13 protein-coding genes are annotated in these 13688 nt (G+C 71.5%); 6 read left to right on the forward strand and 7 right to left on the reverse strand.

Annotation, left to right across the window (positions count from 1 at the left end; genetic code table 11):
- The first annotated feature begins 75 nt into the window (after positions 1-75).
- Both ACAM26_RS14510 and ACAM26_RS14515 read left to right on the forward strand, forming a co-directional pair.
- Positions 76-1518 (forward strand): deoxyribodipyrimidine photo-lyase, encoded by a 1443-nt coding sequence (locus ACAM26_RS14510; protein ID WP_123142987.1) that lies wholly within the window; start codon positions 76-78, stop codon positions 1516-1518.
- A gap of 136 nt (positions 1519-1654) precedes the next feature.
- Positions 1655-4105: a bifunctional diguanylate cyclase/phosphodiesterase gene (locus tag ACAM26_RS14515; protein ID WP_165913554.1), complete on the forward strand. Its 2451-nt coding sequence runs from the start codon at positions 1655-1657 to the stop codon at positions 4103-4105.
- Between the two features lie 5 nt (positions 4106-4110).
- Here ACAM26_RS14515 and ACAM26_RS14520 read toward each other — a convergent pair whose 3' ends face one another.
- Genes ACAM26_RS14520 through ACAM26_RS14535 form a run of 4 tightly spaced genes read right to left on the reverse strand, consistent with a single transcriptional unit; the run spans position 4111 to position 6952 of the window.
- Positions 4111-4848 (reverse strand): ThiF family adenylyltransferase, encoded by a 738-nt coding sequence (locus tag ACAM26_RS14520; RefSeq protein ID WP_123139719.1) that lies wholly within the window; start codon positions 4846-4848, stop codon positions 4111-4113.
- On the reverse strand, positions 4845-5639 hold the full coding sequence (locus ACAM26_RS14525; RefSeq protein WP_369613964.1) for a TatD family hydrolase: 795 nt from the start codon (positions 5637-5639) through the stop codon (positions 4845-4847). The genes ACAM26_RS14520 and ACAM26_RS14525 overlap by 4 nt, the downstream gene beginning before the upstream one ends.
- Positions 5632-6372 carry an NYN domain-containing protein gene (locus ACAM26_RS14530; RefSeq protein WP_123139717.1) on the reverse strand — a complete coding sequence of 247 codons (741 nt, stop codon included), beginning with the start codon at positions 6370-6372 and terminating at the stop codon, positions 5632-5634. Before ACAM26_RS14530 ends, ACAM26_RS14525 begins: the two co-directional genes overlap by 8 nt.
- 43 nt (positions 6373-6415) lie before the next feature.
- Positions 6416-6952 carry a DUF2058 domain-containing protein gene (locus tag ACAM26_RS14535; RefSeq protein WP_123142990.1) on the reverse strand — a complete coding sequence of 179 codons (537 nt, stop codon included), beginning with the start codon at positions 6950-6952 and terminating at the stop codon, positions 6416-6418.
- Positions 6953-7367: 415 nt separating this feature from the next.
- Between ACAM26_RS14535 and ACAM26_RS14540 the strand changes: the two genes are divergently transcribed.
- From ACAM26_RS14540 to ACAM26_RS14550, 3 genes are all read left to right on the forward strand, one after another.
- Positions 7368-7877, forward strand: coding sequence for an OmpH family outer membrane protein (locus tag ACAM26_RS14540; RefSeq protein ID WP_369613965.1), 510 nt, complete (start codon positions 7368-7370; stop codon positions 7875-7877).
- Between the two features lie 182 nt (positions 7878-8059).
- Positions 8060-8698 (forward strand): MBL fold metallo-hydrolase, encoded by a 639-nt coding sequence (locus ACAM26_RS14545; protein ID WP_369613966.1) that lies wholly within the window; start codon positions 8060-8062, stop codon positions 8696-8698.
- Between the two features lie 265 nt (positions 8699-8963).
- The gene (locus tag ACAM26_RS14550; protein WP_369613967.1) at positions 8964-11804 is read left to right on the forward strand and encodes a DUF349 domain-containing protein; all 2841 of its coding nucleotides are present in this window, start codon (positions 8964-8966) and stop codon (positions 11802-11804) included.
- 41 nt (positions 11805-11845) lie between these two features.
- Here ACAM26_RS14550 and ACAM26_RS14555 read toward each other — a convergent pair whose 3' ends face one another.
- On the reverse strand, positions 11846-12313 hold the full coding sequence (locus ACAM26_RS14555) for a universal stress protein (RefSeq protein ID WP_123139712.1): 468 nt from the start codon (positions 12311-12313) through the stop codon (positions 11846-11848).
- 186 nt (positions 12314-12499) lie between these two features.
- Between ACAM26_RS14555 and arfB the strand changes: the two genes are divergently transcribed.
- Positions 12500-12922, forward strand: coding sequence for an alternative ribosome rescue aminoacyl-tRNA hydrolase ArfB (gene arfB / locus ACAM26_RS14560; RefSeq protein ID WP_005223517.1), 423 nt, complete (start codon positions 12500-12502; stop codon positions 12920-12922).
- A 4-nt stretch (positions 12923-12926) separates the two neighbouring features.
- Here the strand turns inward: arfB and ACAM26_RS14565 are convergent, their stop codons facing one another.
- On the reverse strand, positions 12927-13106 hold the full coding sequence (locus ACAM26_RS14565) for a hypothetical protein (protein ID WP_005223509.1): 180 nt from the start codon (positions 13104-13106) through the stop codon (positions 12927-12929).
- Positions 13107-13187: 81 nt separating this feature from the next.
- Positions 13188-13682 (reverse strand): heme-binding protein, encoded by a 495-nt coding sequence (locus ACAM26_RS14570; protein ID WP_369613968.1) that lies wholly within the window; start codon positions 13680-13682, stop codon positions 13188-13190.
- Between the last annotated feature and the right edge of the window lie 6 nt (positions 13683-13688).

Below are 13688 nucleotides of genomic sequence, written 5' to 3' on the forward strand. Positions count from 1 at the left end.
GGATCGGCTACCATCGGCATCGCGCCTCGCCGGCGACGCCGCCGTCCGTTCACACGCACCGATCAGCACCACATCATGTCCGATACCGTCATCGTCTGGTTCAGACGCGACCTGCGTCTCGACGACAACCCCGCGCTCGAGGCGGCGCTGCGCTCGGGCGCACGCATCCTCCCGGTCTATATCCACGCCCCCGACGAGGAGGCCCCCTGGGCCCCGGGCGCGGCCAGCCGCTGGTGGCTGCACCACAGCCTCGAGGCGCTCGATGCCGCGCTGCGCGCCTGCGGCGCCCGACTGTGGATCGGCCAGGGCGAGAGCCTCGCGCTGCTGCGCCGGCTGGCCGAGACCAGCGGCGCCCGTGCGGTCCACTGGAACCGTCTCTACGACCCCGCCACCCGCGAGCGCGACACCGCGATCAAGCAGCAACTCCGTGCCGCCGGGCTCGACTGCACCAGCCACAAGGGCGCGCTGCTGTTCGAGCCCTGGGAGGTGGCTAGCGGCAGCGGCGCTCCCTACAAGGTGTTCAGCGCCTTCTGGCGTCATTGCACACCCCGACTCGCCGAGTTCCCCGACCCGATCGCGGCCCCGGTACGCATCCCCGGCGTCGAGCTCGACGGCGGCGACACCGTCGCCGAGCTCGACCTGCTGCCCCGCATCCGCTGGGACCAGGGGCTGGCCGAGGCCTGGACGCCCGGCGAGCACGGCGCCCGGACGACCGCCGAGCGCTTCCTCGCCGGCCATCTCGACGGCTACGGTGAGCTGCGCGACCACCCCGACCGCCCCGCCACCTCGCGGCTCTCGCCACACCTCCACTTCGGCGAGATCGGGCCACACCGGCTGCTCGCGCTGACCCGCGCCGCGCTCCCCGCAGCCCTGCCCCTGGGCGAGCACGCCTTCGTGCGCGAACTCGGCTGGCGCGAGTTCGCCTATCATCTGCTCTATCACTTCCCGCAAACCCCGGAGCATCCGCTCGATACGCGCTTCGCCGACTACCCCTGGCGCGAGCCGTCCGATAGCGATTTGCTCGAGCGCTGGCAGCAGGGACGCACCGGCATCCCCCTGGTCGATGCCGGGATGCGCGAGCTGTGGCACACCGGCTGGATGCACAACCGGGTGCGCATGGTCGCCGCCTCGCTGCTCACCAAGAACCTGCGCCTGCCCTGGCAGCTCGGCGCGCGCTGGTTCTGGGACACCCTGGTCGATGCCGACCTCGCCAGCAACACCCTCGGCTGGCAGTGGACGGCCGGCTGCGGCGCCGATGCCGCACCCTACTTCCGGGTCTTCAACCCGGTGCGCCAGGGCGAACGCTTTGACCCCAATGGTGACTATGTGCGCCGCTGGTGTCCGGAGCTGGCGCGGCTGCCCGACAAGGTACTGCAACAGCCCTGGACCGCCACCAGCACCACGCTGGCACGCGCCGGCGTCGGGCTCGGCGTCAACTATCCGCCCCCCATCGTCGACCTGGCGCAGTCGCGCCGCGAGGCACTTGCCGGGTGGGAGGGGATCAAATCGAGCCCATAATCCACATGCGGCATCGTCAATGCCCCCTTAGAATCGACAGCGGACTTCACTGCGGAGCGATCCCGATGCGCCGAACACGACCGGACCGACCTTCTCCTCCAGCCGAACAACGACGCTGACCTTGGAGTCTGACCCCGTGCCCGTCGCACCCAAGCGTCCGCACCTCTCCTCAACCAACTCGGCGCTGGGGTTGTTGCGTACGCTCTTCGATGCCAGCCACGAAGGGTTGATCGCAATCGACCCCGACGACGGGCGCATCCTGCTCGCCAACCTCACCGCCTGCCAGCTGCTGCGTCTGGACGAGCGCGAGCTGCTCGGCCAGCGGCTCGAGCCGCTGCCCTGCTGGCCGGCGGAGCGGGAACTCGACGACGAGCTGGCCGCGGTGCACACCGGCGAGCGGGTGCTCGAGGCCCCGGGCCCGGACCCGCGCACCCCGCTCGAGGTGCGACTGCAACTGGTCGAGAACACACCCAGCGGCCCGGTGGTGCTCGTGGTGCTGTCGCATCGCGAGCGTCGCCGCATCGAGTCGGCGCTGCGCGAGAGCGAGGCGCGCTTTCGCGGCATCCTCGAGAAGCTGCCGGCGATCGCGGTCCAGGGCTACGACGAACAGCGTCGCGTCACCTTCTGGAACCGCGCCAACGAGCGCGTCTACGGCTACACCCCGCAAGAGGCGCTGGGACGGCGGATCGAGGAGCTGATCATCCCGCCGGAGTTTCGCGAGCGGATGACGGGGCTGATCGATACCTGGCTGCAGAGCGATCGCGACCCGCCGGCCGGCGAGCTGCGGCTGCGCCGTCGCGACGGCTCACCGGTCGAGGTCTTCTCCAGCCATGTGATGCAGCGCTACAGCAGCGGCCGGCGCGAGATGTTCTGCGTCGACATCGATCTCACCGAGATCCGCGCCGCCGAGGAGCGGTTGCGCCTGGCCGGCACCGTCTTCGACAGCACCGCCGAGGGGATCTACATCACCGACGCGAGCGGACGCCTGCTCGAGGTCAACCGCGCCTTCACCGCGATCACCGGCTATGAGCACGACACCCTGCTCGGTCGGCCGATCTCGATCCTCAAGTCGGCCCGCCACCCCCCGGGCTTTTTCCATTCGATGCGCCGCGCCCTCGCCGAGACCGGCTACTGGCGCGGCGAGATCTGGATCCGCTATCGCGACCGCAGCGTCCACCCGGCACTGCTGCGGGTCAACCGGGTGCGCGATGCCCAGGGCGAGACGGCGCACTTCGTCGGCGTCTTCTCCGACCTCAGCCAGGTCCGTCACTCCCAGGCGCGGGTCGACTACCTCACCCATCATGACGCCCTCACCGAGCTGCCCAACCGGCTGCTGTTCCAGGCCCGGCTCGAGCACGCCATCGGTCGCGCCGAACAGGGACGCGCTCAGCTCGCCGTGTTGTTCGTCGACATCGATCGCTTCAAGGGGATCAACGATGCACTCGGTCACGCCGGTGGCGACGCCCTGCTGCGCGCCGTCGGGCGGCGCCTGAAGACACAACTGCAACGCGACGACACCATCGCCCGCTTCAGCGGCGACGAGCTGATGGTGCTCACCGAGCACATCGCCGACGAGGCCGACAGCGCCCGACTCGCCGAACAGCTGCTGCGCGCCATCGCCGCACCCTTCGAGCTCTGCGACGATGAGCTGTTGATCACCGTGAGCATCGGTGTCGCGCTCTACCCGCGCGACGGCGCCGACAGCTCCCAGCTGCTGCGCAACGCCGAGGTCGCGTTGCGCCAGGCCAAGCATGCCGGCGGCAACAGCTATGCCTTCTTCACCGCCACCCTCACCCGCATCGCCCGCGAGCGCGCCCAGCTCGAACACGAGCTCAGGCGCGCCATCCGCGACGGCGAGCTGCTGCTCCACTACCAACCCCAGGTCTCGCTGATCGACGGCGCCCTGGTCGGTCTCGAGGCCCTGGTGCGCTGGCAGCACCCCCAGCACGGACTGCTGCCGCCGGGGCGCTTCATCCCCATCGCCGAGTCGAGCGGGCTGACCCTCGCGCTCGGCGAGTGGGCACTGCACGAGGCCTGTCTCCAGACACGTCGCTGGCTCGACGCCGGGATCGCCATCGGTCGGGTGCACGTCAACGTCGCCCATGCCCAGATCCAGCGCGGCGCACTCTATGACACGACCCGGCGCATCCTCGCCGAGACCGGGCTCGAGGCCCACCATCTGGGACTGGAGATCACCGAGGGCGTGGTGATGGAGCACGATATCGAGGTCATCGCCGAGCTCGAACGACTGCGCGCCGAGGGCATCAGCCTCTCGGTCGACGACTTCGGCACCGGACACTCGTCGCTGGCGCGGCTCAAGGAGCTGCCCGTCGATCTGCTCAAGATCGATCGTTCGTTCGTCGGCGGGATCGAGAGCCAGGGACAGGATCGCGACATCATCCGCGCGATCATCGCCCTCGGCGAGGCATTGGGGCAGGAGGTGCTCGCCGAGGGCATCGAGACCCGCAAGCAGGCGCTGGCGCTGCGCCGACTCGGCTGTCGGCTCGGCCAGGGCTATCTGTTCGCCCGACCGCTCGCGCCCGAGGCGCTGCCGGACTGGATCGGCTCGCGGGCACGGGCGGACTGAACCGCTCAGCCGGCGTCCGTTCCCTCGAGCAGGCGCCGGATCACCACCCCGGCGAGGGTCAGCCCGAACAGCGCCGGCAGATAGCTGATGGTGCCGTTGACCGCCCGCGGACGCCCTTGGCTAACCGGCTCGGGCGGTGCCGGCGGGTGCGGCTCCTCGTCCGACCAGACCACGCACACCCCGCGCCCGACCCCACGGCGGCGCAGCTTGGTGCGCACCGCGCGCGCCAGCCCGCAGACCTTGGTGTCCATCAGGTCGCCGACCTGGATACGGGTGGGATCGAGCCGGCCGCCGGCGCCCATGCTGCTGACCACCGGCACGCCGAGGCGCAGCGCGGTCTCGATCAGCGCGAGCTTGCTCGCCAGGCTGTCGATGGCGTCGACGAGCTGGTCCGGGCGCTCGGCGAGGAAGGCATCGGCACCCTCGGCGGGCAGGAAGGCGGCATGGGCGCGGACCCGGCAGGCGGGGTTGATCGCAGCGACGCGCTCGGCCATCACCTCGACCTTGGGGCGGCCCAGGGTGGTGGTGAGCGCCACCAGCTGACGGTTGAGGTTGGAGGGGGCGACGCGGTCGTGATCGACCAGGGTGAGGGTGCCGACCCCGGCGCGCGCCAGCGCCTCGGCGGCGAAGGCACCGACCCCGCCGAGCCCGGCGACGAAGACGTGCGCATCACGCAGTCGCGCCACCCCGTCCTCGCCGACGAGGATCCGGGTGCGGTCCCACAGCGGCTGATCCAGGCTCATAGCGCCAGCACCTCGCGGGCATTGGTCGTGGTGTGGGCGGCGAGCGCCTCCGCCGACTCGTCGCGGACCTCGGCCAGGGCGGCGAGCACCTGATCGAGATAGGCCGGGCTGTTGCGCTCGCCCCGGTGGCTGGCCACGGTCATGTCCGGCGCGTCGGTCTCGAGCACCAGGGCGTCATGCGGCAACGCCCGCGCCAGCCGCCGCAGCCGGGTCGAGCGCGTGAAGGTGAGCATGCCGCCGAAGCCGAGCCGGAACCCGCGCTCGAGATAGCGCCCGGCCTGCTGCTCGCTGCCGCCGAAGGCGTGCGCGATGCCGCCCTCGACACCGGCGCGGGCGAGCGCCGCGAGCACCTCCTCGTGGGCCTTGCGCACATGCAGCAGCACCGGCAACCGGGCCTCGCGGGCGATCGCCAGCTGGGCCTCGAACAGCGCCAGCTGGTGGTCGCGATCGGCGTCGGCACGATGGAAGTCGAGCCCGATCTCACCGATCGCCACCGGGCGCTCGGCGGCGACCAGCGCGCGCAGCGTCGTCAGTGCCGACTCGGCCTCCTCGGGCGGCGGCAGATAGAGCGGGTGCAGCCCGAGCGCGGCGCGACAGGCCGGGCGCTCGCCGGAGGCGGCGGCACGCTGCGCCAGCACCCGCGACCAACCGTCGAGGTCGATCGCCGGCACCACCAGGGTCTCGACCCCGACGGCGCGCGCCGCGGACAGCACCGCCGCGCGATCGGCGTCGAACACCGGCAGATCGATATGACAATGGGTGTCGATCAGGGGCAGCGCGCGCTCAGCCATGGGCACGCGGGTCGCGGACGTAGAGCACGCGGTTGGGACCACGCCCGACCTGACGCGCCTCGAGCTCGAAGAGCTGGATGGCATTGAGCAGCTCGCTGAGCTTGCGGTAGCCGTAGTTGCGCGCGTCGAACCCGGGGCTGCGCTTGGCGACCGCCGAGCCCACCGCCCCCAGCCCGGCCCAGCCGGTGTCGTCGGCGGCGCTGTCGACGGCGCTGCGCAGCAGGTTGACCAGCCGGGTGTCGCACTTGAGCTCCTTGGCGCTCTTGCGCGCGTCGATGTCCTCGTCGACGTCCTCGCGCAGCACCTCGGTGAAGACGAACTTGTCGCAGGCGGCGACGAAGGGCTCGGGGGTCTTGCGCTCACCGAAGCCGTAGACGGTCATCCCCGACTCGCGCAACCGCGAGGCCAGACGGGTGAAGTCGCTGTCGCTGGAGACGATGCAGAAACCGTCGAAGTTGCGCGAATAGAGCAGATCCATGGCGTCGATCATCATCGCGCCATCAGTGGCATTCTTGCCCCTGGTGTAGCTGAACTGCTGGATCGGCTGGATCGAGTGACGCAGCAGCGTCTCCTTCCAGGAGCCGAGATTGGGCGAGGTCCAGTCGCCATAGATGCGCTTGACGTGCGCGGTGCCGTACTTGGCGACCTCGGCGAGCAGCCCCTCGACGATACTCGCCTGGGCGTTGTCGGCGTCGATCAGCACCGCAAGCTTGAGATTGACCGGTTCCGTCATCGGCGACTCCATCGGTAACAGGGACATGGGCAGCGCGACCGCCTCACCACATCAGGTCGTCGGGCACCTGGAACTCGGCGTAGGGGTCGTCGGCGTCGGGCGTCTCCTCGGGGCGGTTGAGCACCAGTACCAGACGCGCGTCGCGCTCGAGCAGGCGCTCGGCGATCTCCGCCGGCACCAGCTCGTAGAAGTCGTCCTGACGCACCACCGCGAGCCGACCCGCGACCAGCTTGGCGTGCTGTGCCTTGTTGACATAGATCCGCTTGAGCTTGCTGCCGTCGGTGAAGTTGTAGGCGACGTCACCACGCTCGCGCACCACCCGGTTGCTGTGGATGAGCTGGCGGATCTCGTTCTCGGCCGCGCGCCGCGCGGCCTCCTCCTGGCGCTGGCGGTTGAGCGCGCGATCGCGCTCGAGTTTCTCGCGGCGCGCACGCTCGGCGGCCTGGCGCGCGGCCTCGTCACCGGCCCCGCCCTTGGGATTCTGCTTGACCTTCTTGCGCTTGGCCGAGCGTGCCTGCTTGACTTTCTGTTCGTTGACCAAGCCCGCCTTGAGCAGTTGGTCCTGGAGCGAGTTGCCCACGTTGCGGATCTCCGGAAAAGCTGGCCGCGCCTGCCGGACGCGGTCTGTCTATATCGAAAGGGGTCGGTCGGCGACCGGATCCGGTCGCGCCCGGAGGCCTGGACCGCGACGACGAACGAGGCGCGTCGACACCTTCCCGCCCCATGCCTGTCACCATCGAGCCCGACGACCCCGAGCCCGCCACCGCTCACGGCGGCACAGGCGATTGAGGACGCAACGGCGGTGAAGTTCCGTATATTGTCGCTTTCCGTGGTGATTTTCGCCAGGGTCGCGACCACCGGCCAGGCGCACGCCACTGTGACGCGATCCGGCGCCCTGGCTTAGAATCCCGCCGGGGCCAGAGGCCCGAACCGCCGGCACCGACCGCCATCCGTGCCGGACCACCAGATACCCGAGACCATCCCGGAGTCCACACATGAGTCGTCCGCTTCAGACCAAAGCCCTGCTGCTCGCCCTCGCCCTGCCCCTGCCCGCCCTCGCGGGCCCGAGCGTCGGCTATGTCGACATGCAGAAGGTGCTCGAGGAGAGCCGCATCGGTCAGCAGGTGCAGGAGCAGCTGCGCAAGGACTTCGAGCCGCGCGGACGCGCCCTGGCCGAGGAGGAGCAGACGCTGATGCAGATGCAGCAATCGCTCGAGCGCGACGCCCCGCTGATGAGCGAAGCACAGGTCGACAAGCAGCGCGCCGAGCTCAAGGAGCGCATCGCCGCCTACCAGAAGGAGGCCGCGCAACTGCAACGCGAACTGATGAAGGCCCAGCAGGAAAAGGGCCGCGAGATCGTCGTCCCGGCGCGCGAGGTGGTCAACGCCATCGCCGAGAAGCGCGGGCTCGACATGGTCGTCGAGCGCGGCCAGAACGGCCTGCTCTACATCGACGAGGGACTCGACATCACCGAGGCGGTGATCGAGCGTCTCGACGACGACTGACCCCGGCGACCGGCCGCGCGCGGCCGGTCTCCACGCCGCCACATGGGGCCACCATCTCGATCAGCCACAGAGACCAGCTCGACGCGCAGCTGCGCGACTGCTCCCGGACACGCCGGGCTGGACACTTGGGCAGAGGACTGCGAGCATCCGCGCGCAAGATCCATCAGCCCGACGACAGCCCAGTGCACTACCAGATCCAGCCCGTCACCCCCTTCCAGCAGAACTGCACCCTGGTGTGGTGCGACCAGACCCGACGTGCGGCGGTCATCGATCCCGGCGGCGAGCCCGAGGTCATCGCCACCCTGATCGAGCAGCTCGAACTCATCCCCGAGTACCTGCTGCTCACCCACGGCCATCTCGATCACGTCGGCGCCAGCGCCCCGCTCGCCGCGCGGCTCGGGGTGCCGATCCTCGGTCCGCACCGCGACGACGCCTTTCTGATCGAGACCCTGGAGCACCAGTGCGAGCTGTTCGGCTTCCCGCCGATCGAGCCCTTCACCCCGCAGCGCTGGCTCACCGACGGCGAGACCATCGCCCTCGGCGAACAGACCCTGGAGGTGATCCACACCCCGGGACACACCCCGGGACACATCGCCTATCTCAACCGCGCGAGCGGTCTGATCCAGCTCGGCGACGTGCTCTTCCGCGGCTCGATCGGTCGCACCGACTTCCCCCGCGGGGATCACGCCCAGCTGATCGCCTCGACCCGCGAGCGACTGTTCCCGCTCGGCGACGAGATCGCCTTCATCCCCGGGCACGGACCGATGTCGACGCTCGGTCGCGAGCGACGCACCAACCCCTTCGTTCGCGACCCCGCCTGAACACCACCACGGGCCGTCGCCGTCGCGCTCGGTTACACTAGGGCGGCGCCGGCCTCAAGCGACGGCGCGGGCGGGGAGACGCCCGCCGCCGCGGCCGGACGCCCGGCCCGGGGCGCGCCGTCGACGAGACGGCGCGCCCTGGAAGAACCGATCGACTCGGAGCCGTCCGAACCCTCGCGACGGCTCCGTCATTGACACCTTCAGCCACGGGCGCGGCAACGTCGCGCGCCGCGCAGGCTCGAGCGCAAACCTGGGTGGGAACGAGATGTTACTCAAACGCTTTCTCAAGCGGCGCAAGACCGACGCAACCGCACACCCGAGGACGCCACCGGCATCCGTCGCGCGTGAACCGGCCGAGACGCCGCCACCGCCGGTCGAGCCAGGCGACCTCGACCGCCTCGCCGCAACCCTCGTCAACGCGACGGCGGCGAACGAGCGCGACGCCGCCGCGACCCGTTACGGCGAACTGCTCGCCCGCCTCCAGCCGGCCACCGAGCGCGAATCGCGCCTCGCGACGATCACCGCCCCCGAGGCACTCGCCAGCCTTGCTCGCCGCTGCCCGGATCCGGCGCTGCGGCTGTCGCTCATCGCCCGACTCGACGCCGCCGAGGCACTCGCCGAGTGCGCCCTCGAGGACCCGGTGGCGGCCAACCGCCGCGCTGCGATCGAGCGACTGGAGAGGCGCGAGGCGCTCGAACGCGTGGTGCGCGAGATCGGCAAGCGCGACAAGGTCGTCCACCGGCGCGCCCGCGAGAAACTGCGCCTGATCGCCGAGCGCGAGGCCGAGCCGCAGCGCATCCGCGAGCAGTGCAGCGGGCTGTGCGAACGCGCCGAGCGGCTCGGTCGGCTCGGCAACTGGACCCAGGACCGCGCGCTGCTCGACCATCTCGACCAGCAGTGGGCCGAACTCGAGGCGCGCGCCGAACCCGAGCTGCGCACCCGCTACCAACAGGCGCGCGAGCGCTTCATCGCGGCCTTCGAGACGGCCAGCTCGGCAGCGGCCAGGGAGCAGGCCGAGCAGCAGGACCAGACCGCGCGCGCCGCGACCTATCAGACGCTGCTCGCCCGGCTCGAGACCCTCGCCGAGGCCGCCACCCCGGACGCCGCCGAACTGGCCCGGATCGAGCACGAATGGGGGGCGCTCGCCGCCCTGCCCGACCCCGAGCAGGCGCCGCTCGATGCCCGCCGCCGCGCACTCGCCAGCCGCATCGCCGATCACCACAGCCGCGAGCGCGCACAGGCGCAGGCACGCGCCCAGCTCGCCGAGCACCAGACGCGCATCGGCGAACTGCTCGACAGCCCCAAGCCGCTGGCCTGCCACCGCGCCGAGCGATTGCTCCAGCGCGCCCGCGACTGCTGCGCAACCCTCGACGGCGACCCGGCGACGGCCGCATGCGGCACGCTCGTCGACCGGCTCGCCACACGCATCCGCACCCAGCGGCGCAACGCCGAGCAGCGACGCGACCAGCTCGGCGGCAGGCTCGCCGAACTCGAACAGCGCCTCGAGGCCGGCGAGCTGCGCAAGGCCGACGCCCTCTTCCAGAGCCTGCAGGCCGGGCTCGAACTGGTCGAGACCAGCGGCTGCGCCAACGCCGACAGCGTCCGTGCCGCCGAGCGGTTGCGTCAGCTCGCCCCCCAGCTGCGCGAGCTGCAGCAGTGGCGCCGCTGGAGCGCCGACCAGCACCGCGAGGCGCTGTGCACCGAGATCGCCGCGCTCGAGGCCGAGGCGCCGGCGCTCGAACAGGCCGCCGAGCAGCTGCAGTCGCTGCAACAGCGCTGGAAGGAACTCGACCGCTCCGGGGCGCGCGCCGACGAGACGCTGCGCGCCCGCTTCCAGGAGACCGCGACCCGCATCCGCGAGCGCTGCCGCCCCCATCTCGAGGCCCAGGTGGCCGAGCGCGCGGCCAACCGCGCCGCCTGCGAACGGCTCTGCGACCAGCTCGAGGCCTTCATCGAGGGTGTCGACTGGGAGCAGACGGACTGGAAACAGGTGGTGCAGACGCGTGCCGACACCCGGCGCGCCTGGGCGGCGATCGGCCCGGTCGAGGCGCGTCACCGCCACGTCCTGGAGCGCCGCTTCCACCGCGCGCTCAAGCGTCTGGAGCGGCGGCTCGAGGGCGAGCGCAAGCGTAACTTCGCCTTCAAGCGCGCGCTGATCGCCGAGGTCGAGACGCTGGTCGAGCACGAGCCGCTCGAAGAGGCACTCGAGCGCACCAAGGCGCTGCAACGCGACTGGCACACCACGGTCGCGGCGCGTCAGAAGGATGAGAACCGCATCTGGCGCGAGTTCCGCGCCGCCTGCGACGCGGTGTTCGCCCGGCGCGCGGCGCTGCAGAAGGCCCAGTTCGCCGAGCTGGAGGACAACCTCGCCCGGCGCGAGGCGCTCTGCGCCGAGGCCGAGCGGAGCGCCGCGGACGAGACCACGCCGGAGCGACTCGAGGCCCGGCTGGGTGAACTCGACGCGCGCTGGCGCGAACTGCAGTCACTGGCGGTGCCGCGTCAGGCGGCCGGTGCGCTCAAGGCACGCTGGCAGGCGGCGCGCGAGCGGCTGGTGCAGGCACGACAGCACGCGCGCGAGCGGGAGCGGGGCCGGAGCATCGCGCTGCTCGAGCGCCAGGAGGCGCTGTGCGCCCGAATCGAGCAGGCGGCGATCGCCGAGCATGGACAGGGGCTCGAGCGCGCCGCGATCGAGGCGGAATGGAGCGCGCTCGGCGCGCTGCACGATCAGGCGCTGCAGGCGGCGATGGACGCGCGCCTGCGCCGGGCCTGCGAGGCGCTCGCCGATGCCGCGACGGCGCAGACGCTCGCCGCGGAGCTGGATGCGCACGGCGAGCAGCGCCGGCAGCTCTGTCTCCAGCTCGAGATCCTCACCGGCATCGACTCACCGCCGGCGTATAGTCAGCAGCGTCTGGCGTATCAGGTGGCGCGGCTCGCCGAACGCATGGGCGATGGCGAGAGCGACCCGCTCGGCGGCACCACCGAGCTGCTGCGCGACTGGTACCTGAGCGCGCCGGCACCGGCCGACGCCGCGCTCGAGACGCGCTTCGCCCGGGTGGTCGCGGCGCTCACCCCGGAGCCGGCGCGCGATACCGGCACACCGGCCTGAGCGGGGTCGGGCGACACGGGGCGCGCGCGCCCCGGTCGCGCTCAGTCCTGGCCGAGCTTGACGCAGAGCACGTCGCAGTCGGGGTTGCGCAACACCTGCCGGGCGGTGGCGCCGAACAGCCCGAGCAGACCGTGACGACCGTGACTGCCGATCACCACCAGCCCGACGCCGAGTTCGGCTGCGACCTCGTCGATCACCTGACCGGTGGCGCCGACGCGCACCAGACGATCGGCGGCGGGCACGCCGAGACGCTCGCCGAGCGCGGCCATCTCCTGCTCGGCCACCCGCAACAACTCGGCCTCGAGCCCGGCCTCGCCGCCGATCAGCGGATCGCCCGAATAGCCCACCGGCATGTAGTCCATCGACGGCGGCACGTATTCGACCACGTGCAGCAGCGTCAACCGTGCCCCGAACAGCGCCCGCAGCCGCACCGCGCGCGCCACCACCGGCTCGCTCTCGGGTTCGAAATCGGTGGCGAGCAGCAAGTGCCCATAATCCTCTGTGTCCATCACACACCTCGCTGGACTTGACCAGGGCGGACCTTGCGGCGACACCCTCGGCATCGCTAGACTGCCCACCCGCCCCTGCACTCCAGGGACATGCCGATTATCGACCATCGCCACCGGGATCGGCAGATATCCCCATCATCGACACCGCGGTTGCCCGGTCGCCGCGCGCCCTCCGACAGCCCCGCCATGCTCGAGATCACCCCGCAGATCCGTATCGCCGAGTCCGAACTCCAGGAGCGCTTCATCCGCGCCCCCGGCCCCGGCGGCCAGAACGTCAACAAGGTCGAGACCGCCGTCCAGCTCAGTTTCGACATCGCCACCAGCCCGTCGCTGCCCGAGGCGGTACGCGCACGGCTGCTGCTGCGCAACGACCGACGCATCGACCAGTCCGGGGTGGTGCGCATCGAGGCGCACCGCCACCGCACCCGCGAGCGCAACCGCGCCGACGCGCGCGAGCGCCTCGCGGCGCTGATCCGCGAGGCCACCGCCCGCCCCCGCCCGCGCATCGCCACCCGTCCGACCAAGGGCTCGCAGCGGCGCCGGCTCGAGGCCAAGCGCAAGCGCGGTCGCGACAAGCAACTGCGCCGCGTACGCCCCGGCGAGGACTGATCGCTCAGTCGCCGAACTCGGCGACGATGCCGCCGCCCTCGGGCGTGATCACCAGCACCAGACGCCCCAGGGTGGGATGACGCAGGGTGAGTACCTCGACCCCGGCGCGGGTGCGCGTCTCCACCAGCTCGCACTCTCCGCGCAGATCCGCGACCAGCGCGGGTTCGGCCTCGAACAGACGCATGACGGTCTCCTTCGGCTGACCGGCCGACGGGGCCGGTGATGAGCTGCCCGGCGACGCCTCCGCTGCGGCGCCGGGGATGGGTCAGAGCATGTCCAGGTCGTCGGCGATCGCCGCCAGCCCGGCGCGCGCGCAGGCCTCGTCGGTCGCGCCGTCGGGCGCACCGCTCACCCCGACGGCGCCGACCAGCGCCGAGCCGGCGGCGTGGATCGGCACCCCGCCGGGCGACATCACCAGCCCGTCGACCCGGCCGACGGGGCTCTCGGCGCGCTCGGCCAGCGCCGAGGTGGCGGCGTTGAAGTTAGCGGCAGTGAAGGCCTTCATCCGGCTGATGTCGACGGTGATGGGCGCGGCGATGGTGTCGCGCAGCACCACCTGCACCGTCCCTTCGCGATCGACCACGGTCGCCGCGATCTGGATGCCGCGCGCACGACACTCGGCCACCGCACCCTCGGCCACCGCGCCGGCCGCCGCCAGCGACAGCCGTTGCAGCGGCACCACCAGGGGGTCCTCGGCCCTCAGCGGACCGGCCAGCGTCAGCATGGTCGCGATCGCGACCGGGATGATCGGCTTGCGCATCACTCG

Origin of the sequence: Marichromatium sp. PS1 (assembly GCF_041155115.1) — a bacterium.
In the GTDB taxonomy this organism is placed as follows: Bacteria; Pseudomonadota; Gammaproteobacteria; order Chromatiales; family Chromatiaceae; genus Marichromatium; species Marichromatium gracile.